The organism is Sulfitobacter sp. 1A13679 (assembly GCF_043557115.1).
GTDB lineage: Bacteria > Pseudomonadota > Alphaproteobacteria > Rhodobacterales > Rhodobacteraceae > Sulfitobacter > Sulfitobacter faviae.
The window spans coordinates 141,310-166,022 of sequence record NZ_JBIFFO010000006.1 but is presented as its reverse complement, the minus strand read 5'-3'; the positions used below and the strand labels follow the sequence as shown (position 1 = coordinate 166,022).

General features: G+C 63.8%; 24 protein-coding genes. 7 read left to right on the top strand and 17 right to left on the bottom strand.

Annotated features, from left to right (window positions below):
- Positions 1-1,460 (bottom strand): 1-deoxy-D-xylulose-5-phosphate synthase N-terminal domain-containing protein (locus tag ACGYLA_RS07105; protein WP_394431418.1); only part of this gene is annotated, 1,460 nt, incomplete at its 3' end.
- A gap of 78 nt (positions 1,461-1,538) precedes the next feature.
- Positions 1,539-2,741, bottom strand: a complete 1,203-nt coding sequence (locus tag ACGYLA_RS07100; protein WP_394431416.1) for a methionine gamma-lyase — start codon at positions 2,739-2,741, stop codon at positions 1,539-1,541.
- Positions 2,742-2,836: 95 nt separating this feature from the next.
- On the opposite strand from ACGYLA_RS07100, the gene ACGYLA_RS07095 reads away from it, so the two are divergent.
- From ACGYLA_RS07095 to ACGYLA_RS07080, 4 genes are all read left to right on the top strand, one after another.
- Positions 2,837-3,316, top strand: coding sequence for an Lrp/AsnC family transcriptional regulator (locus tag ACGYLA_RS07095; protein WP_322329794.1), 480 nt, complete (start codon positions 2,837-2,839; stop codon positions 3,314-3,316).
- Between the two features lie 77 nt (positions 3,317-3,393).
- Positions 3,394-4,467 (top strand): serine hydrolase domain-containing protein, encoded by a 1,074-nt coding sequence (locus ACGYLA_RS07090; protein WP_394431413.1) that lies wholly within the window; start codon positions 3,394-3,396, stop codon positions 4,465-4,467.
- A gap of 16 nt (positions 4,468-4,483) precedes the next feature.
- Positions 4,484-5,620: an aminotransferase gene (locus ACGYLA_RS07085; protein ID WP_394431411.1), complete on the top strand. Its 1,137-nt coding sequence runs from the start codon at positions 4,484-4,486 to the stop codon at positions 5,618-5,620.
- Between the two features lie 12 nt (positions 5,621-5,632).
- Positions 5,633-6,595: a pyridoxal-phosphate dependent enzyme gene (locus ACGYLA_RS07080; RefSeq protein ID WP_394431409.1), complete on the top strand. Its 963-nt coding sequence runs from the start codon at positions 5,633-5,635 to the stop codon at positions 6,593-6,595.
- Positions 6,596-6,616: 21 nt separating this feature from the next.
- Here the strand turns inward: ACGYLA_RS07080 and ACGYLA_RS07075 are convergent, their stop codons facing one another.
- Positions 6,617-7,945, bottom strand: a complete 1,329-nt coding sequence (locus ACGYLA_RS07075; RefSeq protein WP_394431407.1) for a DUF2793 domain-containing protein — start codon at positions 7,943-7,945, stop codon at positions 6,617-6,619.
- A 244-nt stretch (positions 7,946-8,189) separates the two neighbouring features.
- Between ACGYLA_RS07075 and ACGYLA_RS07070 the strand changes: the two genes are divergently transcribed.
- Together ACGYLA_RS07070 and ACGYLA_RS07065 are read left to right on the top strand one after the other, a co-directional pair.
- Positions 8,190-9,365 carry a nucleotide sugar dehydrogenase gene (locus tag ACGYLA_RS07070; protein ID WP_394431405.1) on the top strand — a complete coding sequence of 392 codons (1,176 nt, stop codon included), beginning with the start codon at positions 8,190-8,192 and terminating at the stop codon, positions 9,363-9,365.
- Positions 9,366-9,398: 33 nt separating this feature from the next.
- Entirely contained in the window at positions 9,399-10,427 is a 1,029-nt protein-coding gene (locus ACGYLA_RS07065; protein WP_394431403.1) for a P1 family peptidase, read from the top strand.
- Here the strand turns inward: ACGYLA_RS07065 and ureG are convergent.
- The 10 genes from ureG to ACGYLA_RS07015 all read right to left on the bottom strand — a co-directional run bounded on the left by ureG (position 10,424) and on the right by ACGYLA_RS07015 (position 17,409).
- Positions 10,424-11,068, bottom strand: coding sequence for an urease accessory protein UreG (gene ureG / locus ACGYLA_RS07060; RefSeq protein ID WP_394431401.1), 645 nt, complete (start codon positions 11,066-11,068; stop codon positions 10,424-10,426). The genes ACGYLA_RS07065 and ureG overlap by 4 nt on opposite strands.
- The gene (locus ACGYLA_RS07055; RefSeq protein ID WP_394431426.1) at positions 11,065-11,712 is read right to left on the bottom strand and encodes an urease accessory protein UreF; all 648 of its coding nucleotides are present in this window, start codon (positions 11,710-11,712) and stop codon (positions 11,065-11,067) included. The genes ureG and ACGYLA_RS07055 overlap by 4 nt, the downstream gene beginning before the upstream one ends.
- The gene (gene ureE, locus ACGYLA_RS07050; protein WP_394431399.1) at positions 11,705-12,211 is read right to left on the bottom strand and encodes an urease accessory protein UreE; all 507 of its coding nucleotides are present in this window, start codon (positions 12,209-12,211) and stop codon (positions 11,705-11,707) included. Before ureE ends, ACGYLA_RS07055 begins: the two co-directional genes overlap by 8 nt.
- Positions 12,212-12,221: 10 nt before the next feature.
- Positions 12,222-13,946 (bottom strand): urease subunit alpha, encoded by a 1,725-nt coding sequence (ureC, locus tag ACGYLA_RS07045; RefSeq protein WP_394431397.1) that lies wholly within the window; start codon positions 13,944-13,946, stop codon positions 12,222-12,224.
- Positions 13,946-14,251 (bottom strand): urease subunit beta, encoded by a 306-nt coding sequence (locus ACGYLA_RS07040; protein ID WP_067263695.1) that lies wholly within the window; start codon positions 14,249-14,251, stop codon positions 13,946-13,948. Before ACGYLA_RS07040 ends, ureC begins: the two co-directional genes overlap by 1 nt.
- A complete protein-coding gene (locus tag ACGYLA_RS07035) occupies positions 14,248-14,445 on the bottom strand; it encodes a hypothetical protein (RefSeq protein ID WP_394431394.1) in 198 nt (65 codons plus the stop codon). The genes ACGYLA_RS07040 and ACGYLA_RS07035 overlap by 4 nt, the downstream gene beginning before the upstream one ends.
- Positions 14,446-14,453: 8 nt before the next feature.
- Positions 14,454-14,756 (bottom strand): urease subunit gamma, encoded by a 303-nt coding sequence (locus tag ACGYLA_RS07030; RefSeq protein WP_067263701.1) that lies wholly within the window; start codon positions 14,754-14,756, stop codon positions 14,454-14,456.
- Position 14,757: 1 nt separating this feature from the next.
- Positions 14,758-15,555, bottom strand: a complete 798-nt coding sequence (locus tag ACGYLA_RS07025; RefSeq protein WP_394431392.1) for an urease accessory protein UreD — start codon at positions 15,553-15,555, stop codon at positions 14,758-14,760.
- 250 nt (positions 15,556-15,805) lie between these two features.
- Positions 15,806-16,786: a zinc-binding dehydrogenase gene (locus ACGYLA_RS07020; protein WP_394431390.1), complete on the bottom strand. Its 981-nt coding sequence runs from the start codon at positions 16,784-16,786 to the stop codon at positions 15,806-15,808.
- Positions 16,787-16,797: 11 nt separating this feature from the next.
- Complete coding sequence (locus ACGYLA_RS07015; RefSeq protein WP_394431388.1) at positions 16,798-17,409, bottom strand: TetR/AcrR family transcriptional regulator; 612 nt, start codon at positions 17,407-17,409, stop codon at positions 16,798-16,800.
- A 177-nt stretch (positions 17,410-17,586) separates the two neighbouring features.
- Between ACGYLA_RS07015 and ACGYLA_RS07010 the strand changes: the two genes are divergently transcribed.
- The gene (locus ACGYLA_RS07010) at positions 17,587-18,333 is read left to right on the top strand and encodes an SDR family oxidoreductase (protein WP_394431386.1); all 747 of its coding nucleotides are present in this window, start codon (positions 17,587-17,589) and stop codon (positions 18,331-18,333) included.
- A 4-nt stretch (positions 18,334-18,337) separates the two neighbouring features.
- On the opposite strand, the gene ACGYLA_RS07005 is transcribed toward ACGYLA_RS07010, so the two are convergent.
- The 4 genes from ACGYLA_RS07005 to ACGYLA_RS06990 form a co-directional block, all read right to left on the bottom strand.
- Entirely contained in the window at positions 18,338-19,786 is a 1,449-nt protein-coding gene (locus ACGYLA_RS07005; protein ID WP_394431384.1) for an FAD-binding oxidoreductase, read from the bottom strand.
- Between the two features lie 12 nt (positions 19,787-19,798).
- A complete protein-coding gene (locus ACGYLA_RS07000; RefSeq protein WP_394431382.1) occupies positions 19,799-21,505 on the bottom strand; it encodes a thiamine pyrophosphate-binding protein in 1,707 nt (568 codons plus the stop codon).
- Positions 21,506-21,536: 31 nt separating this feature from the next.
- A complete protein-coding gene (locus ACGYLA_RS06995; RefSeq protein ID WP_394431380.1) occupies positions 21,537-23,411 on the bottom strand; it encodes a TRAP transporter permease in 1,875 nt (624 codons plus the stop codon).
- A 134-nt stretch (positions 23,412-23,545) separates the two neighbouring features.
- Entirely contained in the window at positions 23,546-24,505 is a 960-nt protein-coding gene (locus ACGYLA_RS06990; RefSeq protein WP_394431378.1) for a TAXI family TRAP transporter solute-binding subunit, read from the bottom strand.
- Positions 24,506-24,713 lie beyond the last annotated feature (208 nt).

Sequence of the window (24,713 nt, the reverse complement as noted above, 5' to 3'; positions counted from 1 at the left end):
TCGGCGATGCCCAACTCGATATGCTGGCCCTCGGGCGTGAATTCCCATTTCGCGGTGGAGGGGATCTTCTCGTTGATGAAAGTGTCGGCCTGTTCGCTGCGGGCAAAGAGCTTGCGCCGGTTCACCCATGGCCCAAGGTTCGTGGTGCCGGTCACGTCCGGCGACATGGTCACGATCCGGGAGGCGAGATCGCTGTCGCCCTTGGACAGATCGTCGAGAATTTTGCCAAAGGCCATCTGCGTGGAGATCTCCCGGTCGCTCGACAGTTCGATCTGCGGCACCGGCAGTGTGGCATCATTGTAGCGGCGACGGCCCTTGGCGAAGAAGGGCACGCGATCTAGCGCCGCTTGCAGCGCTTGCGGGTCTTCTACGGTGGCGAAAGGCTCCCATTCCTCCCCCTCGGCCACGCCCATGTGTTTCTGCCAGTCGGCCATCTGGCTTTTGGTCATCAGACCGCCGTGGTTGTCCTTGTGCCCCGCAATCGGCGTGCCCCAGCCCTTGATGGTGTAGGCGAGGAAACAGACCGGGCGGTCGTGGTCGATGGCGGCGAAGGTTTCGGCCATGGTCTCAACGCAATTGCCGCCGAGGTTCTCCATCAGCGCGGCCAGTTCATCGTCGCTGCGCGCGTCGATCAGCGCCGTGACATCGCCCTGATCGGCAAGCGCCTCCATCAGCCGCTCGCGCCAGACCGCGCCGCCCTGATAGGTCAGCGCCGAGTAGAGCTGGTTGGGGCAATTGTCGATCCAGTCGCGCAGCTTGTCGCCGCCGGGCTCCTCGAACGCGGCCCGTTGCAGGGCGCTGTATTTCACCTTCACCACGTCCCAGCCGAAGGCGTCGAAAATTTGCTCGATGCGCTTGAACAGCCCCTCGCGCACCACCCCGTCGAGCGATTGGCGGTTGTAGTCGATGATCCACCACGTATTGCGCAGATCGTTCTTCCAGCCCTCCTGCAGCGCCTCGTAGATGTTGCCTTCGTCGAGTTCGGCGTCGCCGACCAGCGCCACCATGCGGCCCAGATCCACGTCCTGCCCCCAAGACTTTGCGGTGATGTAGTCCTGCACGAGAGAGGCGAAGGAAGTGACCGCCACGCCAAGGCCCACGGACCCGGTGGAGAAATCGACATCGTCCACATCCTTGGTCCGGCTCGGGTAGCTCTGCACACCCTGAAACCCGCGGAAATTCTCCATCTTCTCGCGGGTCTGGTTGCCCATGAGGTATTGCATCGCGTGGAAGATCGGCGAGGCATGGGGTTTGACTGCCACCCGGTCCTCAGGCCGCAGCGCGCTGAAATAAAGCGCCGTCATGATCGACACTATCGAGGCCGAAGACGCCTGATGCCCGCCCACTTTGATCCCGTCCACCTTGGGCCGGATGTGGTTGGCGTTGTGGATCATCCAGTGCGACAGCCACAGCAGACGCTGTTCGACGGTCTTGAGCTGTTCAGGGGCGAGAGCGGTCATGGCAGGTCTTTCATCTTGAGGATGCCTCGGGCGGTGCCCTCCTCGACACCGCCCGCGACTGGTCCGGTTCGTGCCGGATCAGGCCGCTTGCATGTTATGCGCCCCGAGCGCGGCGTAAAGGTCATCAATGATGTCTTCCGCCGATTCCAGCCCGACCGAAAGCCGCACCAACCCCTCGGCGATGCCGTGTTCGGCGCGTTCCTCGGGGGAATAGGTGGAATGGGTCATGCTGGCGGGGTGCTGGATCAGGCTTTCCGCGTCGCCAAGGCTCACCGCGCGCTGAATGAGCTTCAGCCGGTTCATGAAGGCGATGCCGCCCGCCTTGCCGCCCTTGACCTCGAAGGGGATCATGCCGCCGAAGTTGCCCATCTGCCGGCGCGCAAGCTCGGCCTGCGGGAAGCTTGCCAGCCCCGGGTAGGCGACATGCAGCACCGCCGGGTGCTGCTCCAGCGCTTCGGCGACCTTGGCAGCGGTGGCGCAGTGACGCTCCATGCGCAGTTCCAGCGTCTTGATCCCGCGCAAAAGCAGCATGGCGGTGAGCGGCGACATCACCGCGCCGGTCATGTCTTTCAGACCCACGAGGCGCACTTGCATCATGTCCTCGGCATTGCCCACCACGAGGCCCGCGACCACGTCGCCGTGACCCGAAAGGAACTTCGTCGCCGAATGCAGCACGATGTCGGCGCCATGTTCGATGGGCCGGGTGATGACCGGCGTGGCATAGGTGTTGTCGACCACCACCTTGGCGCCCACGCGATGCGCGATCTCGGAGATGGCGGCGATGTCCACCAGCCGGTTGTTGGGGTTCGCGGGGGTTTCGAAATAGACCACCTTGGTCTGGTCGCTGATCACCTCGGCGAGGTTTGCAGGCTCGGTCATGTCGACCAGCGTCACCTTGACGCCAAAGCGCGGCAGTCCGTGGGTCATGAAGGCGAAGGTGCAGCCATAAAGCGTTTTGTCGATGATGATCTCGTCGCCCGCCTGCAGGAAGGACCAGAGCGTCGAGGTGATCGCCCCCATGCCCGAAGCGGTGGCGAGGCCAGCCTCGGCCCCTTCGAGGTTGGCGATACGTTTTTCAAGATGGTCCAGCGTGGGGTTGCTGATGCGGGTGTAGAAATGCCCTTCGCGCTCGCCCGCGAACATGTCGCCGCCGGCTTCGGCAGTCTCGAAGGTGAAGGTCGAGCTCATGTAGATCGGCGGGTTCAGCGCGCCCTGTTCGTCCTGCGCGTCATAGCCGTGGTGGATGGCGCGGGTGGCAAAGGATTTCTGGTTCTCGGTCATGGCTGGCCCCTGTCTGAATTTGAGGGCATGATCCGATGGCGTGAAAGGCATTTGGTTGCTAATATATGCGCGAATTGCAGGAGACTTGGCATATCATGCCCCAAACGCCCCGATTGGACGCCACCGACCGCCGCATCATCCGCGCCCTGCAGCGCAATGGCCGGATGACCAACCTTGATCTGGCCGAGGAGGTTGGCCTCTCGCCTTCGCCCTGTCTGCGTCGCCTGCGCGCATTGGAGAAAAACGGCGCGATCCGGGGCTATTCGGTCGAGGTCGACGCCAAGGCTTATGGGCTCCCGGTCACAGTCATGGTCCGGGTGACGCTCGATGGCCATGATGAGGGGACGGTGCAGCGTTTTGAAAGCCAGATCCGCGCGATCCCCGAGGTGCTGGAATGTTTCGTGATGAGCGGGCTGTCGGACTACCTGCTGCGCGTCGTGGTGGGCGATCTCGAGGACTATGAGCGTTTCGTGCGCGCACGGCTGCATCCCATCGGCGGCATCGGGTCAATCGACACCAGTTTTGTCTACGGCGTGGTCAAACGCTCCCAAGTCTATCCCGACATCGGCGATTGAGGCGTAGGGAGACATTTAACCGGTTTACAATTCTGCCCCCCTTGGGAAATGTTCGCCCGAAGCCCCGAGGAGCCCCCATGACATTCGCCGCCACCCCCGCCCTGCAAGCCGTCGTCGACCACGCGCAAGCGCATGAGACCGACTGGCCCCGCTCGATGTACCATGCCGATGGCGCCTATGTCGGCAACCGCGAGTGGAACGAGAGCGGCCCTTGGACCGAGATCGTGGGGCCGGTGAAGCCGCGCGGCGGCCCTGCCGGGGTGATCTTGCATCGCGGCCAGCGCGTGGCTGAGTGGGGCGATACGACACGCGCCGACATGACCTTCTCCATCGCCAAGAGCTACCTGTCGGTGCTGGCGGGGCTGGCGGTGAAGGACGGGCTGATCGATGACCTCGACGCGCCGGTGGGCGACAGCGTGCCGGGGCCGTATTTTTCGGGCGATCACGACGGGCGCATCACCTGGCGGCATCTGTTGCAGATGAACAGCGAATGGCGCGGCGAGATTTTCGGGAAGGACGATCAGGTCGACCACTATCGCCAGATTGGCCCGGGGGCGGACAACAGCCGCAAGGGGCAGCTGCGCGCGGTCGGCGAACCGGGCAGCCACTATGAGTACAACGACGTGCGGGTGAACGCGCTGGCCTATGCGCTGATGATGCGCTTCCGCCGGCCCTTGCCGGAGGTGCTGCGCGCGCGGATCATGGACCCGATCGGGGCCTCCGCTGACTGGCGGTGGGAGGGCTATTCGACCTCATGGGTCGAGGTGGATGGCAAACGGATGCAGTCGGTCACCGGCGGCGGGCATTGGGGTGGGGGCCTCTTCATCTCTGCCGAGGATCACGCGAAATTTGGCCAGTTCATCTGTCAGAACGGAAATTGGAACGGCGCACAAATTCTGCCCGAGGACTGGATGCAGCGGTCCCTGATGCCGACACCGACGCTCGACAAATACGGCTTCCTGTGGTGGCTGAACCGCGGGGCGGAAGCCGATCCGAAACTGCCCGAGAGCGCCTTCAGCGCGCAGGGCGCGGGCGGCCATACGATCTGGATCGCGCCCGAGCACGAGATCGTCGCCGTGATGCGCTGGCTCGCGCCGACCGCCACGCCGCAATTCCTCCGCCGGCTCTTCGCCGCGCTGACTGAGAGCTGACACGAAAGGAAACACCATGCATATCAAGACCTTTGGCGTCGAAATGTGGATGAACGAATTCGAGAACCACTGCCGCTACAACCTTGCCGAGACCTGTGTCGACTCGATCACCCTAGGCGAGCTGATCGACATGGCGGGCGTCGACAATTCCGTGCTGGGCGAGTTGCGCGGCATGCGCATGGGCTATGGTGCGATCGAGGGCTCGGACCGGCTGCGCGACGCGGTGGCAGGGCTTTACGAGAACCAGTCCCGCGAGAACGTGCTGACCACCCATGGCACCATCGGGGCCAATGCGCTGGTTCATCAGACGCTGGTCAGCCGCGGCGATCATGTCATCGCCATCGTGCCGACCTACCAGCAGCATTACTCGATCCCCGAAAGCATCGGTGCCGAGGTCGAACTGCTGCATCTGCGCCCGGAGAACGGCTTCCTGCCCGACCTTGACGAGCTGCGCGCGATGATGCGGCCCGACACGCGGATGATTGCCACCAACAATCCCAACAACCCCACCGGCGCGCTGATCGACCGCGCGATGCTCTCAGAGATCGCCGAGATCGCGCAGGGCAGCGGCGCATGGGTGCTTTGCGACGAGGTCTATCGCGGCACCGATCAGGCCGGGAGCGGCTATACCGCCTCGATCTGTGATCTTTACGAGCGTGGCATCAGTACTGCGGGGATGTCCAAGGCCTATTCGCTGGCCGGGCTGCGCGTGGGCTGGGTCGCGGGGCCGCAGACCCTGCTCGAAGACATCATGATCCACCGCGATTACAACACGATCTCCGTTGGGCGGATTGACGAGTATTTCGCGGCCCTCGCCCTCGAAAACCGCGCCCAAATTCTCGACCGCGCGCATCGGATCACGCGTGAGAACCTTGCAATCCTGTCGGATTGGGTCGAGGCTGAGCCGCTGATCTCATGGGTGAAGCCGCAAGCGGGCACCACGGCGCTGCTGGAATACGACCTGCCGCTGCCGAGCCGTGATTTCTGCACGCAATTGCTGGAGGAAGAGGGCGTTCTTTTCACCCCCGGCAGCGCCATGGATATGGAGGGCTGGCTGCGCATCGGTTTCGCCAATTCGACGGCGGACTTGCGCGACGGATTGGCGCGTGTCTCCGCTTTCCTCGCGCGTCACGGCGCGGCACAGTCAAGCTAGATGGAGCCCGTCATGCCGTCAGCCTCAGACCTGATCGCCCAAAGCGCCGCCCGTTCCTGCGTGGTCCACCGCAAAATCGCGGGCGCGGTTTACCGCACGCCGGTGATCGCCTCCCGCTTGCCAATGGCAGAGGGCTCGCGGCTCTTCTACAAAGCCGAGAACTTCCAGCATACCGGGTCATTCAAACTGCGCGGCGCCAGTGCAAAGCTGACGACGGTGCCGCTCGACCGGCCTGTCATCACCGCATCCTCCGGCAACCACGGCATCGCCTGTTCGCTTGCGGCCCAGACCACGGGGCATGAGTTGATCGTGGTGCTGCCCGAAACCGTCGTCGCCAAGAAACGCAAGATCATCGAAAGCTACGGCACGAGGGTCGTGATCCATGGGGCCGATGCCTCGCTTTCAGAGCTGCACGCGCAGAGTTTGGCTGAGGGAGAGGGCTATACCTATATCTCACCCTACAACGATGCCGAGGTGATCGCGGGGCAGGGCACCGCCGCGCTGGAGCTGCTCGACCAGATCGAAGGGGTCGACAATGTTTTTATCTCGATGGGCGGCGGTGGGCTGATCTCGGGCATGGGATCGGTGATCAAGGAATTCTCGCCGCAGACCCGCGTTATCGGTGTGAGCGCTGCGAATAGCTGCGCGCTGGCCGCGTCGATCAAAGCGGGCAAGATCGTCGAAACGGAACATCTCGACACGCTGGCCGATGGCGTGGCGGGTGGGGTCGATGCGGACTCGATGACCCTGCCGCTCGCAAGCGCGGTGATTGACGAGATCGTCCATTGCGACGAGGATCAGATCGCCGAAGCGTTAAAAGTGTTGGCTTGGGAAGAGAACATGCTGGTCGAAGGGGCCGCCGCTTTGGCGCTGGCGGCCTATCTGGCAGAGCCGCAGAACTACGCGGGCCAGACCTCTGTCGTTTTGCTATGCGGCGGCAATTATGAAGTCGAGCAGTTGCGCGGGATCATCTGACGGCTGCCCGGCCATTTCCCCTTAGGGCATGTCGAACCGCAGGTCGACCCAACGGCCCTCGGGAATGTCCCGCGGCGCACCGCCAAGCCAGCCGTCCTGCCAGATCACCTCGCGGGTACGGATATCGAGCGTCCCCGCATCATAGATGCACGCGACATGAACCAGCCGGTTGCCATTCGCATCCTGCGGCGCTTCGATTTGCCAGCCGCGGCTGGCGAGCGGCGGCACCTCTGTCAATCTATAATGGCCAAGCCCCATCCGCTCGAACCCCGCGTTCAACGGCACCGCAGGCTCTTCGCTGCCATCGCGGAAAAGGCGCACGATCGGGCTTGCTTCTTTGATGAAGCCATCGGCATCCACGGTCGTATTCGCCCCGGACCACAGGGGCTGCCACGCGCCCCATGCCCCCGTCGCCCGCACACGAAAGGCCAGACCCGGCGTGTCGATGCCCAGTGCGATCTGCCACAGATAGGCGCTCTGCCCGCCCAAGGTGCTATTGCCGCAGAGCAGGCCGAAGACCCCATTCAGCGCCGGGAAAGGGTTGGCCCCGGAAGGCGCCTGCGCATGGGCGCCGCCATAGCTTGAAAAACTGCCCGAAAGATCATGCGCGTCGAGATCCGTCACCAGCGGCCCCGCGTCAGCGCCGATGCCGAAATCCCCGACCCGCAGCAAACGACCCACCGTCGCATCATCCACGCCCTGCGTCAGCGCCGCGCCTGAGGCGATGCCGCTCGCTGCGTCAAAGGCCAGTGCGGTGGTCCAACTGCTGCCATCGGCGCTGACCTTGATGGCGAAATCATCCTGCCCCGCCGTGCCCATCTCGGCACGGCCAGACCAATCGGTTTGGAACAGCAGGCTCGCGGTATCGGCGGCGCTGGCCTTGTTGAGCTTCAACTGATGCCCCGCCCCTTCGTGGGTAAACAGGCTCGCCGGAGAGGAGACCGACAAGCGATTGCCACTGTCATGATCCGTATTGACCCCCAGCCCGGAGAGGTTCGCCAGATCGGGGGGCGAGACCTCGGTCCACGCCCCTGCGCCCCAACGGTGCAGAATCCCGGTCGATTTATCCAAGGCGACCCAGCCGTCCTGCGGGGCGGTGAACTGCCAGCTCTCTCCGACCCAGGCGGCCAGTTCACCGGGATGACTTGCCCAAACCTCTGTCGGCGCATCACCGAGGGCGTAAATCTCCCCCGCCTGCGCTAGGGCGGGCGGCGTGTTGGCCTCAAAGCCTTCGACCGCAAGCTGCACCAGAAGATCGAGCCGTTGCAGCGCTTCGTTATGGGTCACATGTTTTTGCGCCTGTGCGGGCATCAAATAGGGCAGGGATAGGCGCTCAGAGGTGTCGGGCATCGGGGCTCTCCGCGTTATGGGTCGCCTGAGACTGTGAGAAGGAAGTCTTGCCAGCCTGACAACCCACCGTTCGGGCCACGCGCAACAAGCGGCGGTTCTGCCCCATCGCACGGCGCGGGCGGAAGGTTCACAACGCGGCTTTCACTTTCGCCAAACCGCCCTAACTCCCTGTTAGGCGGTGCCTTTTCAAAACGAAAGCCGCAGTTTAATATCACGCCACGCCGCGCAAGAAAGGCCCACGCTTATGTCCAAGACCAAGATCGCCGTTGTAGGTATCGGCTACGTCGGGCTTTCGAATGCGGTGCTGCTGGCGCAGCACAACGAGGTAACAGCGGTCGATTTGAACGCAGACCGGGTGGCGCAGGTGAATGCCCGCCGCGCGCCAATCGTCGATCCGGAGATCGAGCAATATCTCGCGGAAAAGCCCCTCACCCTCCGGGCCACGACCGATGCCGAGGCGGCATATCGCGACGCTGAGTATGTGCTCATCGCCACGCCGACCAACTATGACCCACGCACCAATGTCTTCGACACCTCCAGTGTTGAGGCGGTGGTGCGGGATGTTTTGGCGGTCACGAGAACGGCCACCATCGTCATCAAATCCACCGTCCCGGTGGGCTATACCGCGGGCCTCTCCGCCGAGTTGAACAGCGACCAAGTGATCTTTAGCCCGGAATTCCTGCGTGAGGGCCGCGCGCTCTACGACAACCTCCACCCCTCGCGCATCGTCGTCGGCGAAGACAGCCCGCGTGCCCGGCGCTTCGCGGAATTGCTGGCCGAGGGGGCAATCGACGACGACATTCCCATGCTCTTTACAGGCCCGTCCGAGGCGGAGGCGATCAAGCTCTTTGCCAATACCTTCCTTGCCATGCGGGTGGCCTATTTCAACGAATTGGACAGCTACGCGCTGACCAACGGGTTGGACACGCGGCAGATCATCGACGGTGTCTGCCTCGACCCGCGCATCGGTGGGCATTACAACAACCCGTCGTTTGGGTATGGCGGTTACTGTTTGCCCAAGGATTCCAAACAGTTGCTGGCCAATTACTCTGACGTGCCGCAAAACCTGATAAACGCCGTGGTCGAGGCGAACCGCACCCGCAAGGATTTCGTCTCAGAGCAGATACTGGCGCTTAGTCCTCAGCGGGTGGGCATCTACCGGTTGGTGATGAAGGCCGGGTCGGACAACTTCCGGCAAAGCTCGGTCCAAGGGATCATGAAGCGGCTCAAGGCCAAGGGCATCGAGGTGATCGTTTATGAGCCGGTGTTGCAAGAGGAACGCTTCTTCGGCTCCGAAGTCACCCGCGATTTGGAAGCGTTCAAGACGCGCGCGGATGTGATCGTGGCCAACCGCAGTCACCCCGATCTGGCGGATGTCCCCGACAAGGTCTTCACCCGCGATCTTTTTGGCGCGGATTGACGCGCCAACGTAATCCAAACTCTCGAAGGCAAAATGCGCAATACGATCGACAGCAAGAACTGGTGGACCCTGCCCACGGGGCCACGAAACACCATCTGCGATGTCGCGGGGGTGCGCGTGGGCAGCCAAGACCTACGCGGGGAGGGGCTTTGCACCGGGGTGACGGCAGTTCTGCCGCATGAAGGTGATCTCTTTCGCAATCCGGTGCCTGCGGGCGTCGCCGTGTTGAACGGTTTCGGCAAAAGCGCGGGCCTGATGCAACTGGCCGAACTGGGTCAGATCGAGACGCCGATCCTGCTCACCAACACCTTTGGCGTCGGCCCCTGTAGCACGGCGCTGATCCGGCGGGCGATTGCAGAAAATCCGGAGATCGGGCGGGGCCTTTGCACGGTCAACCCGCTGGTTTTGGAATGCAACGACGGCACGGTGAACGACATTCAGGCGCTGGCGGTGACCGAGGGTCACGCGCAGGCGGCGATTGCGGCTTGCGGGCCAGCGTTTGCGCAGGGCACGGTCGGGGCCGGTAGCGGGATGAAGACCTTCGGCTATGCTGGTGGTCTCGGCTCTGCTTCGCGGCGGGTCGCTCTGCCAGGCGGCGCCGGGTTCGACCTTGGCGCGCTGGTCTTGTCGAACTTCGGCCAGCAAAGCGCGCTGCGCGTCTTTGGCCAACAGCTGCCGCCGCCGGGGCCGGGGAATGAGCCCGACAAGGGCTCGATCATCATCATTCTGGCGACTGACGCGCCGATGGGCTCGCGGCAGTTGACCCGCATGGCCCGGCGCAGCGCCGCGGCCCTTGGCCGGTTGGGCAGCCACATCGGCCATCAAAGCGGCGACATCGCGCTGGCCTTTTCGACCGCCAACCGCATCACGCGCGGCGGGGCCGATACGCAGAGCGTCGAGCGGTTGAACGAAGACCGGATGGATGCCTTCTTTATCGCCGCGGTCGAAGCGGTTGAGGACGCGATCCTCAACGCGCTTTGGCATGGGGTGCCGCACCGGGGCTATGATGGCAGCCTTCTGCACGCCTTCCGCGACCGGATGGCCGAGGTCTACCGCGATTAAGCCGCGCTCACCGGGTCCATGGGGGCGAGGTCGAGCCCCCCGACCTGCGCCAGATGCGCCAGCAGCGCGTCGATCCCCTCGCCGGACCTTAACGCACAGAAGACCGTCGGCAGGTCCGGCCGCATCCGCGCGCTGTCGCGCTCCATGACCTCGAGCGAGGCACCGACATGGGGGGCAAGGTCGGTCTTGTTGATGACCAGAATGTCGGACTTGGTGATCGCCGGGCCGCCCTTGCGGGGGATCTCCTCCCCCGCCGCCACGTCGATCACATAGAGCGTCACATCCGCGAGTTCAGGGCTGAAGGTGGCCGACAGGTTGTCGCCTCCGCTTTCGATCAAGACCACTTCCACATCCGGGTGCCGCGAAACCATCTCCGCCACGGCGGCAAGGTTGATCGAGGCATCCTCGCGAATTGCCGTATGCGGGCAGCCGCCGGTCTCGACCCCGATGATACGGTCTTGCGGCAGCACCTGCATGCGCATCAGCGCCTCGGCATCCTCTTGGGTGTAGATGTCATTGGTGATTACGCCGATGGACAGCCGATCCCGCAGCGCGCGGCTGAGCGCGGCGGTCAGAGTGGTCTTGCCCGCGCCCACCGGGCCGCCGATGCCGACGCGCAAAGGGCCGTTGTTGCGTTTCATGTGCGGAAAATCCTTGAATATTGGGTTTCGTGTTTCATCGCGGCGATGTCGCTGAGAAAGGCGGTGGAGGAGAGATCGTCGAGCGTGCCGTCCTCTGCCGCCGCGGCAACCTCAAGGCAAATCGGCGCAAGGTTGCGGATGACGATCTGCCCCTCGGTCTGCCCCAAAGGGATCAGGCGCATGCCAGCGGTGGCGAGGTTCGCGGTAAAGGCGTGCAAGAACATCTCAAGCGTTTGGCGCAGCGGCAGCCCTTGCAGCCGTGCGGCGCGTCCGACGGCCACGGGATAGCAAAGCGGCGGCATGTCCTGTTGCCAGATCGCGGCGCTGGCGCGGGCAAAGGCTTCGCCCTGTAGCACGGTCTCTTTCAACCGCTCGGCAGAGGCGGCAAAGGCGCGGGCCTGCGCGTCGATCTCCGATGGGTCATCCGCGCGATAAGCCGCCGCAAGAAACAGCGCATCCGCTTGACCCGCCCCATGCCGCAACACGCCGCCCAGCCAATCGGCCAAGCTGTCTTGCCCCGTTACATCCCCGTTCTGCACCGCCCATTCCAACCCATGGCTATAGGCGAAGGCCCCCACCGGGTAGGAGGGCGACAGCAACTGCACCAAGGTCAGAAGCGCGTCGGCCTGTAGGGTGTCAGCCATGCGCATGGTCATGCGGGTGGTCGTGATTGTGAACAGCGTGGTGAACATGGCCGTGATCATGCCCATGGGTGCGCCCATGGCCATAGGCACCGCCCTCGGGGCGGAAGGGGCCGGTGATCTCTCGCGTGGAGGCACCGATCTGGCCGAGCATCTTGGCGATCACATGGTCGCGCTGAATGACCAGCCGGTCGGCGTCGATCTGGCAGGGGGTATGGCGGTTGCCGATGTGCCACGCGATGCGCGGCAGGTCTGGGCCGGTCACCTCCAGCAGAGCTTCGTCGGCAGCCATTACTTCGATGAGACGCCCGTCGGCTAGCACGAAGGCGTCGCCGTGGTCGAGCGAGGTGGTCTGCGCCAGATCGACCAGAAACGCTAGCCCGTCCGCCGTGGTCAGCACCTTGCGGCGCAGAAAGCGCCCGTCATAGGTCAGCTCGACCCGGTCACTAGCATCGGACCACGCTCCGGCGCGGCGCATCTCTTGGCAAAGGACTGGGGTCATCTCGGTCTCTTCAAAACAGGAAATAGCGCTGCGCCATCGGCAGCACGGAGGCGGGTTCACAGGTCAACAATTCACCATCCGCGCGCACCTCATAGGTCTCGGGGTTGACCTCAACCTCGGGCAGCGCGTCGTTCAACTTCAAATCGCGCTTGCCAATCTCGCGGGTGTTGCGCACCGCAAGCGTCTGTTTGGCAAGGCCGAGGCTGCCGCCCACTCCCGCGGCCTCTGCCGCTTCGCTGACAAAGACCACGGCGGAGTTTTCCACCGCCCGGCCATAGGCGCCGAACATGGGCCGCGAATAGACCGGTTGCGGGGTGGGGATGGATGCGTTGGGGTCGCCCATCTGCGCGCAGACAATGCTGCCGCCGAGCAAGACCATCTCGGGCTTCACCCCGAAAAAGGCGGGGTTCCAGAGCACCAGATCGGCACGCTTGCCCTCTTCGATGCTGCCGATATGGGTCGAGATGCCATGAGCGATGGCGGGGTTAATGGTGTATTTCGCGATGTAGCGGCGCACACGGAAATTGTCGTTGTCGCCCGTCTCTTCGGGCAGCCGCCCGCGCTGCTTTTTCATCTTGTCAGCGGTCTGCCATGTGCGGATCAAGACCTCTCCGACCCGGCCCATGGCCTGACTGTCGGAGGCGATGATCGAAAAAGCCCCCATGTCATGCAGGATGTCTTCGGCGGCGATGGTCTCTCGCCGGATGCGGCTTTCGGCAAAGGCCACATCCTCGGGGATCGATTTGTCGAGGTGGTGACACACCATGAGCATATCCAGATGCTCTTCCAACGTGTTGACCGTGAAGGGCCGTGTGGGGTTGGTGGAGGAGGGCAGCACATGCTCTTCGCCGCAGATCTTGATGATATCCGGCGCATGGCCCCCGCCCGCGCCTTCGGTGTGGAAGGCGTGGATCGTGCGGCCCTTCATGGCTTTCACGGTATGTTCGACAAAGCCGCTTTCGTTCAGCGTGTCGGTGTGGATCATCACCTGGACGTCCATCGCATCGGCCACGCCAAGGCAGCAGTCGATGGCCGCCGGGGTGGTGCCCCAATCCTCATGCAGTTTCAGCGCGCAGGCGCCTGCGTTGATCTGCTCTTCCAACGCGGCGGGTTGCGAGGCATTGCCTTTCCCTGCAAAGGCGAGGTTCATCGGAAAGGCATCGGCGGCCTGCATCATGCGCCCGATATGCCAGCCGCCCGGCGTGCAGGTGGTGGCCAATGTGCCATGCGCAGGGCCAGTGCCGCCGCCGAGCATGGTGGTCAGCCCCGAATGCAGCGCGTCTTCGATCTGTTGCGGGCAGATGAAATGGATATGGCTATCAAACCCCCCGGCAGTGAGGATGCGCCCCTCGCCCGCGATCACCTCGGTCCCCGGTCCGATGATGATATCGACCCCCGGCTGGGTGTCGGGGTTGCCTGCCTTGCCGATCTTGGCGATGCGCCCGTCTTTCAGCCCGACATCGGCCTTGTAGATGCCGGTATGGTCAACGATCAGCGCATTGGTGATGACCGTGTCCACGGCCCCGCCCGCGCGGGTCACCTGCGACTGGCCCATGCCGTCGCGGATCACCTTGCCGCCGCCGAATTTGACCTCTTCGCCGTAGGCCCGGCCCTCGCCGGTGGTCAGGTCACGCTCGACTTCGATAATAAGGTCCGTATCGGCCAGCCGCACCCGGTCGCCCACCGTGGGGCCGAACATGGCGGCATAGTCACCGCGTTTGATCTGTGCAGGCATCAGAGGTCTCCCATCACCGCGCTGTTAAAGCCAAAGACCCGCCGCGCCCCGCCGATCGGGATGAGCGCGACCTCGCGCCGTTGACCGGGCTCGAAACGCACCGCAGTCCCCGCCGCGATGTCGAGGCGCAGGCCCCGCGCGGCGGCGCGGTCGAACTCAAGCGCGGGGTTGCTCTCGGCGAAATGGTAGTGGCTGCCGACCTGCACCGGGCGGTCGCCGGTATTGGCGACCATCAGCGTGATCGCCGTGCTGTCGGCATTGAGGGTCAACAGGCCCTCCGCCGGAATGATCTCTCCCGGGATCATGCTTGGCCTGTCTTCAGACGCCGCAGGACGAGGATCACCCCCGACAGCGGAAAGGCCGCGGCGGCGATCAGGTAGACGGCGAACGAACCGTCACCCTCTCCGCCGTGGCTGTGGGGGAGCGGCGCGCTATGGGCGAAGGCCGCCATGGCGAGCGACATAAGCGGCAGGGCAAGAAGGGGGGCAAAACGCGGCATGGGATATCCTATCTGATGGGGTTGTGCACGGTGACCAATTTGGTCCCGTCGGGAAAAGTGGCTTCGACCTGCACCTCGGGGATCATTTCGGCCACCCCCTCCATACAGTCGTCGCGGGTGATGACATGGGCACCGGCCTGCATCATATCGGCCACGCTGCGGCCATCCCGCGCGCCTTCGACAACGGTGTCGGTGATGAGCGCGATGGCCTCGGGGTGGTTCAGCTTGACCCCCCGCGCAAGGCGCTTGCGGGCGACCTCGGCAGCCATTGAAATCAGCAGTTTGTCTTTCTCTCGCGGGGTCAGTTGCACGTCAGGTCATCCATGATCGGGGAAGGGTGTCACCGCTCAACGTGCCCAAAATCGGGACGAGCGATTGGCGAAGGTCGAAACTATCTGCGGCGAGGATCCGGGCGACCAGCAGGTCAGGACCGATGAGACTGGCCCCGGCGCTGTCGGGCAATTGGGCGCGAAGCCGGGGCAGCCGCGCTTCGGCATCGGGGGCCACATAGATCAGCGTGGCAAGGGCACCGGCCCCGGCCGCGATGTGCGGCGCCCCCAGATGCGCGGTGACATCGCCGCTGAGCGTCATCGCGTCGTGAAAAAGCGGCTGGCCCGCGCGGTTGACCTCGATCCGGTCGCGGAAATGGGCATGACGCAGGGTTTCGCCCATAGCGGCGCGGCCAAAGACCAGCGGCTCCACCAGCAGGAGAGAGGCGTCTTGCGCCAGTTCGACCGTCAGATGCCGCCGCAGAGCGCATCCGTCGTAGAGAATGGTCTCTTGCGGCAGCCAATGCAGCGTCGCGCCGGAGTCGACGGTAAGGGTGTTGCGCAGGGCTGCCACTTGCCCCGGTTGCGCGCGATAGGCGCGTTCGGCGGCCTGCGTGGTGAGGCTGAGCGCCGCTTGCGCTTCGGCACGGGCCGTCAGAGCAAAACTATCGCCGCCGGTGATGCCGCCTGCGGAATTGATGACGATCGCTTGCAACAGCGCGGGGTCGGGGCGGGGGAAGAGCAGCTTCATCGCGCCCGACTGGCGCAATTCGCCGATTGTCGACCCGCCCCGCGCAGCCTTGGCCGAGACCATCGCAGCACCAATAGCGCGTGGCTGCACCGGGGTCGCTTGGGGGCTGTTTATGCTGCTGTCGATGAGAATGAGGAACGCTCCGCCCGGTAAAGTCTGATGATTTTTCAATCACCATAGAGACGGGGTAAAGTCATCGCCGAGGCGGTTCGGAGCCGCCTGCACGGCGGGTTTGCCTGAAAAATGGGCGGAAAATCGCGGTGCTGTCCGAAACTTGGGCATTCCGAGCATGGGGCGGCGGCCCCGGGGAGGGAGGGCCGCCGCTGTCGTCAAATTCCGATCACGGGCGCAGCATGACCTTGCCGCCACGGCCCGTGGTCAGCGCAGCTTTCATCGCCTCGGTCACCTCGGCCAGCGGGTAGATGCCGCCGGTGTCGAGGGGCAGTTGGCCCTTCGCGGCCAGTTGCACCAATTCGCCAATCAGGCGGCCCCGCGTCTCAGCCGCCATCTCGCCGCTGACGCGCGAGCCCCAGAAGCCTTTGACGGTGATGTGCTTCATGATCAATTCGCCCGAAGACATGGAGAGCGGCTGGCCCGTCGCCGTGCCGAAGACGATCAACTCTCCGTCCTTCCCCAGCAGTTCGACCAGTTGGCCGCCCAACTCGCCACCGACGGAATCGATGGCCGAGACCGCGCCCTCTTTGCCGATCAACTCACGCGCTTTGCTCTGCCAATCCGCATCTTCGGTGGAGAGGACATGTTCCGCGCCGGTGTCGCGCATCTCTTCGGCGGCGCCTTCGCGGCGGACGAGGTTCAGCAGGTTGACGCCGCGCGCCTTGGCCAGACCGACCATGATCTTGCCGACCGCGCCATTGGCGGCGGTTTGGATCAGCCAATCGCCTTCGCCGACCTTGAGGGTCTCCAAGAGGGACAGGGCGCTGAAGGGCATGGCAATCAACTGCGCGCCGGCTTCGTCCGAGATTGCCTCGGGCAGGGGCAGCAGGCCCGCGGCGGGGGCGGTGAAATACTCAGCCCAAGCGCCGTGGAACCCGGCAGCTGTGACGCGTTTGCCGATCAGAGCCTCATCAACGCCTTCGCCCACGGCCTCGACGATGCCAAGCGCTTCGGAGCCGCCGATGGCGCCGGGCAGTTCGGGCTTGTAGCCATAGTTGCCGCGCACGGTCCAAAGGTCGTGGTTGTGGATGGGCGAGAGCACCATGCGCAGCAGCGCTTCGCCTGCGGCGGGCGCGGGCTTGTCGGTTTCGCGGGTGGTCAGAACCTCGGCGGGCTCGCCGAATGTGTCGTGGATGGCAGCGAACATGCTGTTTCCTTTCAGGTTGGGAATTGGCCCCCGGTGGGGGAGAGTTGGGCAGAGGTTTCAGCGCGCGCCATGCGCAGGGGCGCATCGCTGCGTGCCAGTTTGGCCAGCACCGCAGCGCCGAGCCATTTGGCATAGAGCATGCGGGCTGTGGTCTCAGGGTCTTCGAGCACCCGGACGGTCCCATCCTCTGCGCCTTGGCGCAGCAATTGGGCAATTCGGGCGACCAGAGCATCGACACCCTGATCGAGCGTTTCGCGCATCGTTTCCGACAGGTCGGCGACTTCGGATCCGAGTTTCACCACCAAACAGGCGCTGGCGATCCCCGGGGCGCTGGATTGGTTGAGCCATGCATCCCAGAAACTGTCGAGCTTGTCGCCCGCCGTTCCCGGGGCCGCGATCAGCGCATCGACACGGTCGAGATAGGCCTCGACGTAATCGGCCAACATCGCGGTGCCAAAAGCCTCTTTCGACGCGAAGTAATAGTAGAAAGAGCCCTTGGGCACGCCGCTTTCGCTCAGAATGCGCGACAGGCCAACGCCAGAGAACCCGTGCCGCAGCACGAGGCTGCGCCCTATGTCCAAAATGCGTTGCCGCGTCTGATCTGATTTCTTTGCCTCTGTCATACCGGGGCACCTAAGGAATAATAGACCGGTCGTCTAGTGCGCTCGCGCGAATGTGATATAGCCAAGTTGAACGAGGCGCCAAACCAGAAAATAGCGAAAAAACCTATTCTTGCGCGATCATATATATTAGATTCCACACAACGGCCCGCAGGGTGTCAAAAGGGATGGAATGGAAAGATGGATCAAAAGATTGCTCTGATCACGGGGGCCGGAAGCGGGGTGGGCCTTGCCTGTGCGCAGCGTTTGGCGAAGGACGGTTTCACTCTCGTCCTGACGGGGCGGCGGCAGGATAAGATCGACGCGGCCTGCGCGGAGCTCGATGGGCAGGGGCATATCGCCGTGGCTGCCGATGTGGGGGTCGAGGCGGAGGTCGGCGCGCTTTTCGAGCGGGTGGAGACGACCTTTGGGCGGCTGGATCTACTGTTCAACAATGCCGGGCGCAATGGTCCGGCGGTTGAGGTGGACGGCTTAAGCGTGGCGGAGTGGAACGACATCGTCGCGACCAATCTGACCGGGTCATTCCTCTGCGCCCGCGCGGCTTTTGCCCTGATGAAACGGCAGAGCCCCAAGGGCGGGCGGATCATCAACAACGGCTCGATCAGCGCCCATGTGCCGCGCCCCCTGTCGGTGCCCTATACGGCGACGAAACACGCGATCACCGGGTTGACCCGCGCGCTGTCGCTCGACGGGCGGGCGCATGACATCGCCTGCGGACAGATCGACATCGGCAATGCGGCGAGCGAGATGACCGAGCGGATGGCGGATGGCATTCTGCAACCAAATGGCAGCCGCATGTCCGAGCCGCGCATGGATGTGAACGACGTGGCCGAAACGCTGTCTTACATGGCGAAGCTGTCGCTCGACTCCAACGCCATGTTCGTCACCGTGATGGCTACTAAAATGCCCTTCGCGGGGCGCGGTTAAGTGGTCAAAGCACCTTGCCCGGGTTCATCAAATGGCCCGGGTCGAGGGTGGCCTTGATCTGCGCCATCAACTCCAGCGCGACCGGATCCTTGTACCGGCGCAGCTCGGCGCGCTTGAAGGTGCCGATGCCATGTTCCGCCGAGAAAGAACCGCCCATCTGGTGCACGATATCATGCACGATCCGGTTGAAGGCCCCGTATTCGGCAAGGAACGCCGCATCCGCCATATCCACCGGGCGCGAGAGATTGAAATGCAGGTTGCCGTCGCCGAAATGGCCAAAGGGGCAGGGGCGCAGGCCGGGCATGTGATCCATACAGGCTTGGGTCGCCTCACGGATGAAATCCGCCACGCGCGACACCGGGACCGAAACGTCATGTTTAATCGACGCGCCTTCGGGTTTCTGCGCCTCTGACAGGTTCTCTCGCAGCGCCCAAAGCCCGTCTTTCTGCGCCTCCGATGCGCCGATCACGGCGTCGATGATCTCCTCCGCCTCGAAAGCCGCTTCCAATGCGGTTTCCAGCCGGGCGTCGAGGTCTGTCTGCGCGCCATTGCCGGTAAGTTCGATCAGGCAATAGGCGGGATGCGCCTCGGCCATCGGATCGCTACAGCCGGGCGCGTGGTCGATCACCATTTGCAGGCCCAGCCGGTCGATATACTCGAATGTCGAAAGCGTGTCGGCGGTCTGGCCGCGCATCCGCGCATAGAGGGCGAGCGCCGGATCGGGGCCGGGGCAGGCCACCAGCGCGGTGGCCCGGGCGGTGGGTTTGGGAAAGAGTTTGATCACCGCCGCCGTGATGATGCCAAGCGTGCCTTCGGCCCCGATGAACAGGTGTTTGAGGTCAAAGCCGGTGTTGTTTTTCCGCAGGCCGTTCAGGTCATTCAGCATCCGGCCATCTGGCAGCACCGCTTCGATCCCCAGCACGAGGTCACGGGTATTGCCATAGCGCAGCACCGCCGTCCCGCCTGCGTTGGTCGAAAGATTACCGCCGATCTGGCAGGAACCTTCGGAGGCAAGCGAGAGCGGGAAGAGCGCGTCGACCTCATCCGCTGCCGCTTGGATATTGGCAAGGATGCAACCCGCCTCGACCGTCATCGTGGCATTGGTCGGATCGACCGTGCGGATACGGTTCAGCCGGTCGGTCGTGAGGATAATGCCGCCATCGGGCACACCGCCCCCCGCAAGGCCGGTGTTGCCGCCCTGCGGTGTGACCGGCACCTCAGCGGCATGGCACAGACGCATGCAGGCCGCGACCTCTTCGGTTGAGCCGGGGCGGATCAGCGCCAGCGCTGTGCCGCGCCGCAGCCCACGGTCTTCGATCAGCCGCGCGTCGAAATCCTTGGCGTCGGTCACCACATGGGCAGGGCCGATGGCATCGCGCAGCGCATCAAGCAAGGCGGCGTGGTCTTGCGCGTCCGTATCATCTGCGCGGCGCGGCGCGGTCAGGGTCGTCATCTCGGTCATCCTTCAGCGCTGGTCGGCGTCGACTTTTTTCTGGGCCGCCGCGCGCAGCTTGCTGATCGTGGTGCGGGTCGAGATCTGCTCGGGGTCGGTCACCAGTTCGATCAGCGCCGGACGGCCACTCTCGCGGGCGCGGGTGAAGGCGGCGGCGAAATCCTCGGTCTTGGTCACCCGTTCGGCATGGGCGCCCAGACCTTCGGCCATCTTCACGAAGTCTTGGTTCTGCAAGGTGGTGCCCGAGATCCGTTCGGGGTGGTCGCGTTCCTGATGCATGCGGATGGTGCCGTAGATGCCGTTGTTGAACAGCAGCACGATGGGCCGCCCGCCATATTGCGCGGCGGTGGCGAGTTCATTGCCGCTCATCATAAAGCCACCGTCGCCGACGAAGGAGAGCGTCAGACGCTCCGGCTCCGCGATCGAGGCCGCGACGGCGGCGGGCACGGAATAGCCCATCGCACCACAGGTCGAGCCGACAATCCGCCCCGGACGGCCAAAGCGTAGGAAACGCTGCGCCCAGCCAGTGTGGTTGCCCGCGTCGAGCGTGACCACCACGTCGTCGGGCAGCTCATCGCGCAGTTGCGCAAGGGCCACCCCCATGTCGAGGTCCCATTCCCCGCCATTGGGTGCTTCGGTATCGGTGAGGTAATCGGCATGCAGCTTGTCGCACCAATCGCCCCATGCCTCTGCCCGGCCCAGATCGACGCCGTCCAAGGCAGCGGCCACAGCGACGGGCGCCGCCGCGATGCCTAAATCCGGCGAATAGACGCGGCCAATCTCATCCGCCTCCGGATAGAGATGCACCAGACGGGTCTCGGGGTTGGGCGATTGCATGGTTGTATAAGTCTTGGTCGTCATCTCGCCCAAACGCGCGCCGATCACGATGAGCAAATCCGCCTCGCGTTGATGCGCGTAGAGGCTGGGCGCGGTGGAGGTGCCGAAATCGCCTGCGTAGACGAGCGAGAGGTTGTTCACGATGTCCTGCCGCCGGAAAGAGGTGGTGACGGGGATCTTGTTGGCCTCGGCAAAGCGGGTGATGGCCGCCGCACTCTCATCCGACCAGCCGGAACCGCCGAGCAGCAGCAGGGGCCGTTCGGCCTGCGCGATCTCGGTCTTGAGCATATCGAGGCTATCGGGCGACAGCCCCGCATGGGTGGCCGTATAGGGCCGCGCATCGGCCACGGAAACCACCTCGGTCAGCATGTCTTCGGGCAGGGAGATCACCACCGGGCCGGGGCGGCCCGAGGTCGCCACGCGGAAGGCGCGGGCCATATATTCCGGCACCCGCGCCGGGTCGTCGATCTGGGTGGCCCATTTGGCGATGGGGCCGAACATGGCGCGGTAGTCGACTTCCTGAAAGGCTTCGCGGTCGGTGGTGTCGCGCGCGATCTGGCCCACGAGCAGGATCATCGGCGTGCTGTCTTGCTGCGCGATATGCACCCCGATGGCCGCGTGGCAGGCGCCGGGGCCGCGGGTGACCATACAGATGCCGGGCTTGCCGGTGAGCTTGCCATAGGTCTCGGCCATATTTGCGGCTCCGGCTTCGTGCCGCGCGTTGATCAGGTTGAAACGGTCCTGCACGTCATGCAGCGCGTCCAGCACCTCAAGGTAGCTTTCGCCGGGCACGCAATAGGCGGTGTCGGCGCCGTGGATCAAAAGCTGATCCACAAGGACCTGTCCGCCGGTCCGCGCCTTGAGGGAAGTTTTTTGCAGCATGGAGAAGGCTCCGTTTCGTTCGTTCTAAGATTTAAGTATGTGTGGCCGCTTGGCTTTTCGGGTTGGGGTTCCTGGCCTTTTGGAAGGCCAGGATAACGCCCGCGATGATCAGCCCCGAGGCGGTGAGCCGCAGATCGGGATAGATCAGCAAGAGCGACGCCGCGAAAAGCACCACCGACAGCACATTCGACAGTTGGCCAAAGTAGTAGCGTTGCAGGGCGGCGGCCAGCAGGATGACGCCAATGGTAGCCTGCAACAGGACCAAGGTGATCTGGGTGGCCGAGCCCTGCATCAGGATCGCCGGTTCATAGACGAACATGAAGGGCACGATAAAGCCGGTCGCCCCGAGTTTCACCGCGGCCCAGCTCGCCTCGACGATCTTGGCGTGCGACAGGGTGTTGGCCGCATAGACCGCCATGGCCACGGGGGGTGTGATGGCCGACAGGATGGCGAAGTAGAACACGAAGAGATGCGCCGCTTCGACCTGCACGCCCAGTTTCACCAGTGCCGGCACCAGCAGGGCGACCTGCACGATATAGGCCGGAGTGGTCGGCATCCCCATGCCAAGGATGATGCCCGCGATCATCGACAGGAAGAGCGCGATGACCAGCGTGTCTTGGGCCGCTTCGATCACGAAGTTCGAGAAGGTCAGGCCAAGGCCGGTGATGTCGATCACGCCGACGACGATGCCCGCACAGGCACAGGCCGCGGCAATCGCCAGCACGTTACGCGCGCCGCCTTCGAGCGCTTCAAGGATGTTGTCGACGGTGACGTAATGCCGTGTCGTCTTGCGCAGCGCCGCCACGGGCACGACTGACACGATACCGCAAAGCGCCGCATAGGGGGCCGAATAGCCCAGCATCAGCACGCCCACGATGATCGCCAGCGGCAGGAACAGGTGGCCCCGCTCGACAAGGACGGTTTTCAGCGGCACTTGATCCTCTTTCGGGACCGACCCGATGCCCTTGCGCTTGGCCTCGAAGTGGACCGCGGCGAAGAGGGCGACATAGAACAGGATCGCGGGCGCCAGCGCGTATTTCGCGACCGTCAGGTAGCCCACGCCGAGGTATTCCGCCATGACGAAGGCCGCAGCCCCCATGACGGGCGGCATGATCTGCCCCCCGGTCGAGGCCACGGCCTCGACTGCGCCGGAGAAAGCGGGTTTGAAGCCCATGCGTTTCATCAGCGGGATAGAGAAGGTGCCGGTCGTCATCACATTGGCCACGGCAGAGCCGGACACCGACCCGAAGAGGCCCGAGGTCACACAGGCCACCTTGGCCGGACCGCCGACCTGACGCCCGGTAAGCGCCACCGCGAAATCCATGAAGAGCTGGCCCACGCCCATCCGCTCGACCAAGGAACCGAAGAGGATGAAAAGCACCATATAGGTCGCGGAAACCGCGATCGGGATGCCGAAGATGCCTTCGGGCGTCATGAACAACTGTTCAAGGATCACCGAGGGCAGGGTCGAGGTGAAGGCGAGGCCGTAGCCGAGAAACAGCAGCGCCGTGATCGGCAGCATCGGCCCCAGCATCCGGCGCGTGGCCTCCAGCAGCAGGACGACCAGCGTGATCCCCACCACGATATCCATCGGCATCAGCGGATCGACGTAGAGAAAGCGCTGCGTGATGTAATTAAGGTTGAATGAGGGATAGAGCGCCGCGCCCGAGGCGATCAGCCCGAGCACCACGTCATACCAGCGCGGCACATCATTGCGCAGCCCCTTGCGGTTGACGGTCAGGAAGATCAGCAAAAGCGCCAAAGCGACGTGCACGCCGCGCATGATATAGGGGTTGGGCGGGCCGACGAAGGCGACGTAGAGATGCCACACAGCCATGCCGACCAGGATCAGCCTTGCTATGCGGGTAATCAGGGGCATCTTATCCAGAAGGATCGACAGTTGCATGGGGGTTCTCGCGTCTAGAGTGGAAGGCAGCCCTCGCGCGGCGGCGCGGGTGATGCGCGGGCGGCGGGGCCTATGGGGATGTGGGCCGGGCGGAGCGCAGGGCTCCGGCCGACCCGTTTCGCGTCAGGGGTGGATTACATCCCCGAGACGCCACGCTCTGCGTAGAACTCTTTCGCGGCGGGGTGGAAGGGCACGCCGATGTCGGTGGCCATTTCCTCTACCGTCAGGTTCGCCATAGATTTGCTGATTGCGGCGAAGCTGTCGTTGTTGTCGGCAATCGCGGCGAGCACGGATTTGACGATCTCACCGTCATAGTCGCAGGGCGCGACCATATGGGTGTCATAGCTGATCGCGTGCACGGTTTCATCGAAACCGGGGTAGGCGCCCGCCTTGACTTCGCGGCGCTGGAAGGCGGCGTTTTTGTCTTTGAAGTGGGCAAAGGTCTCTTCATCCACGTCGATCAGGCGGATTTTGCGCGAGGAGGCCAGATCCATGACCGAGCCGGTTGGCAGGGACGACCCCAGTGTGAAGAAATCGGCCTGACCGTCTTTCATCTGCGAAGCAGAGTCGGAATAGGACGTGTTGGCGACGCTGTCGAGGTCGTCAAAGGTCATGTCCGCAGTCGACAAAAGCTCGCGCGTCAGGAATTCGCCGGTGTTGCCAAGCTGCTGTGTGGTCAGGCGTTTGCCCTTCATGTCGGCAATGGTCTTGATGCCGGAATCTTCAAGCGCGACGATCTGGAAATACTGCGGATAAAGAATGCCAAGGTTACAGACATTGGTTGTGGCCTTGCGGAACGGCTCTTTGCCCGACAGGCTGTCCACGGTCGAGATCGAGTTGGCGAAGGCGATGCCGAAGCGGCCCGCATCCACGCCGACCACATTCGACACGCCCGCGCCCGGCGTGACGGTGATGTCCATATCGGGGTTCTCACGCTCCACAATCGCCTTGATCGCGCCGCCCACGGGATACCACGACCCGCCCTGCTGGCCGGTCGCCATGACAAAGCTCTGCGCATGGGCGGCGGCGCCTGCGACGGCGAAAAGGATGGTGGCCGCTGTGGTGCGGCGGATCGATTTGAAGAACGGTGACATAGAAACTCCTCCCGAGTTTTGACTGTGTGCCGGCAGCTACTGGATGGGTTCCGGGCTCCCCCCTGACATCCTCTTGCCGTGATCCGCAGACTGCGGGGGAATCTCTAGCCTGTCAATTAAAAATACAAATTTATGGGGATTTCCTCTTACTTGTAATGTTGTATTCTGCTTGTAACGTAACGGTAGGCCCTACCTTCTGATTATTGAC

Excerpts from the sequence above, each read along its gene's own strand:
- ACGYLA_RS07100 (WP_394431416.1), bottom strand. The coding sequence starts at position 2,741 with ATGACCGAGAACCAGAAATCCTTTGCCACCCGCGCCATCCACCACGGC.
- ACGYLA_RS07095 (WP_322329794.1), top strand. The coding sequence starts at position 2,837 with ATGCCCCAAACGCCCCGATTGGACGCCACCGACCGCCGCATCATCCGC.
- ACGYLA_RS07090 (WP_394431413.1), top strand. The coding sequence starts at position 3,394 with ATGACATTCGCCGCCACCCCCGCCCTGCAAGCCGTCGTCGACCACGCG.
- ACGYLA_RS07085 (WP_394431411.1), top strand. The coding sequence starts at position 4,484 with ATGCATATCAAGACCTTTGGCGTCGAAATGTGGATGAACGAATTCGAG.
- ACGYLA_RS07080 (WP_394431409.1), top strand. The coding sequence starts at position 5,633 with ATGCCGTCAGCCTCAGACCTGATCGCCCAAAGCGCCGCCCGTTCCTGC.
- ACGYLA_RS07075 (WP_394431407.1), bottom strand. The coding sequence starts at position 7,945 with ATGCCCGACACCTCTGAGCGCCTATCCCTGCCCTATTTGATGCCCGCA.
- ACGYLA_RS07070 (WP_394431405.1), top strand. The coding sequence starts at position 8,190 with ATGTCCAAGACCAAGATCGCCGTTGTAGGTATCGGCTACGTCGGGCTT.
- ACGYLA_RS07065 (WP_394431403.1), top strand. The coding sequence starts at position 9,399 with ATGCGCAATACGATCGACAGCAAGAACTGGTGGACCCTGCCCACGGGG.
- ureG (WP_394431401.1), bottom strand. The coding sequence starts at position 11,068 with ATGAAACGCAACAACGGCCCTTTGCGCGTCGGCATCGGCGGCCCGGTG.
- ACGYLA_RS07055 (WP_394431426.1), bottom strand. The coding sequence starts at position 11,712 with ATGGCTGACACCCTACAGGCCGACGCGCTTCTGACCTTGGTGCAGTTG.
- ureE (WP_394431399.1), bottom strand. The coding sequence starts at position 12,211 with ATGACCCCAGTCCTTTGCCAAGAGATGCGCCGCGCCGGAGCGTGGTCC.
- ureC (WP_394431397.1), bottom strand. The coding sequence starts at position 13,946 with ATGCCTGCACAGATCAAACGCGGTGACTATGCCGCCATGTTCGGCCCC.
- ACGYLA_RS07040 (WP_067263695.1), bottom strand. The coding sequence starts at position 14,251 with ATGATCCCGGGAGAGATCATTCCGGCGGAGGGCCTGTTGACCCTCAAT.
- ACGYLA_RS07035 (WP_394431394.1), bottom strand. The coding sequence starts at position 14,445 with ATGCCGCGTTTTGCCCCCCTTCTTGCCCTGCCGCTTATGTCGCTCGCC.
- ACGYLA_RS07020 (WP_394431390.1), bottom strand. The coding sequence starts at position 16,786 with ATGTTCGCTGCCATCCACGACACATTCGGCGAGCCCGCCGAGGTTCTG.
- ACGYLA_RS07015 (WP_394431388.1), bottom strand. The coding sequence starts at position 17,409 with ATGACAGAGGCAAAGAAATCAGATCAGACGCGGCAACGCATTTTGGAC.
- ACGYLA_RS07010 (WP_394431386.1), top strand. The coding sequence starts at position 17,587 with ATGGATCAAAAGATTGCTCTGATCACGGGGGCCGGAAGCGGGGTGGGC.
- ACGYLA_RS07005 (WP_394431384.1), bottom strand. The coding sequence starts at position 19,786 with ATGACGACCCTGACCGCGCCGCGCCGCGCAGATGATACGGACGCGCAA.
- ACGYLA_RS07000 (WP_394431382.1), bottom strand. The coding sequence starts at position 21,505 with ATGCTGCAAAAAACTTCCCTCAAGGCGCGGACCGGCGGACAGGTCCTT.
- ACGYLA_RS06995 (WP_394431380.1), bottom strand. The coding sequence starts at position 23,411 with ATGCAACTGTCGATCCTTCTGGATAAGATGCCCCTGATTACCCGCATA.
- ACGYLA_RS06990 (WP_394431378.1), bottom strand. The coding sequence starts at position 24,505 with ATGTCACCGTTCTTCAAATCGATCCGCCGCACCACAGCGGCCACCATC.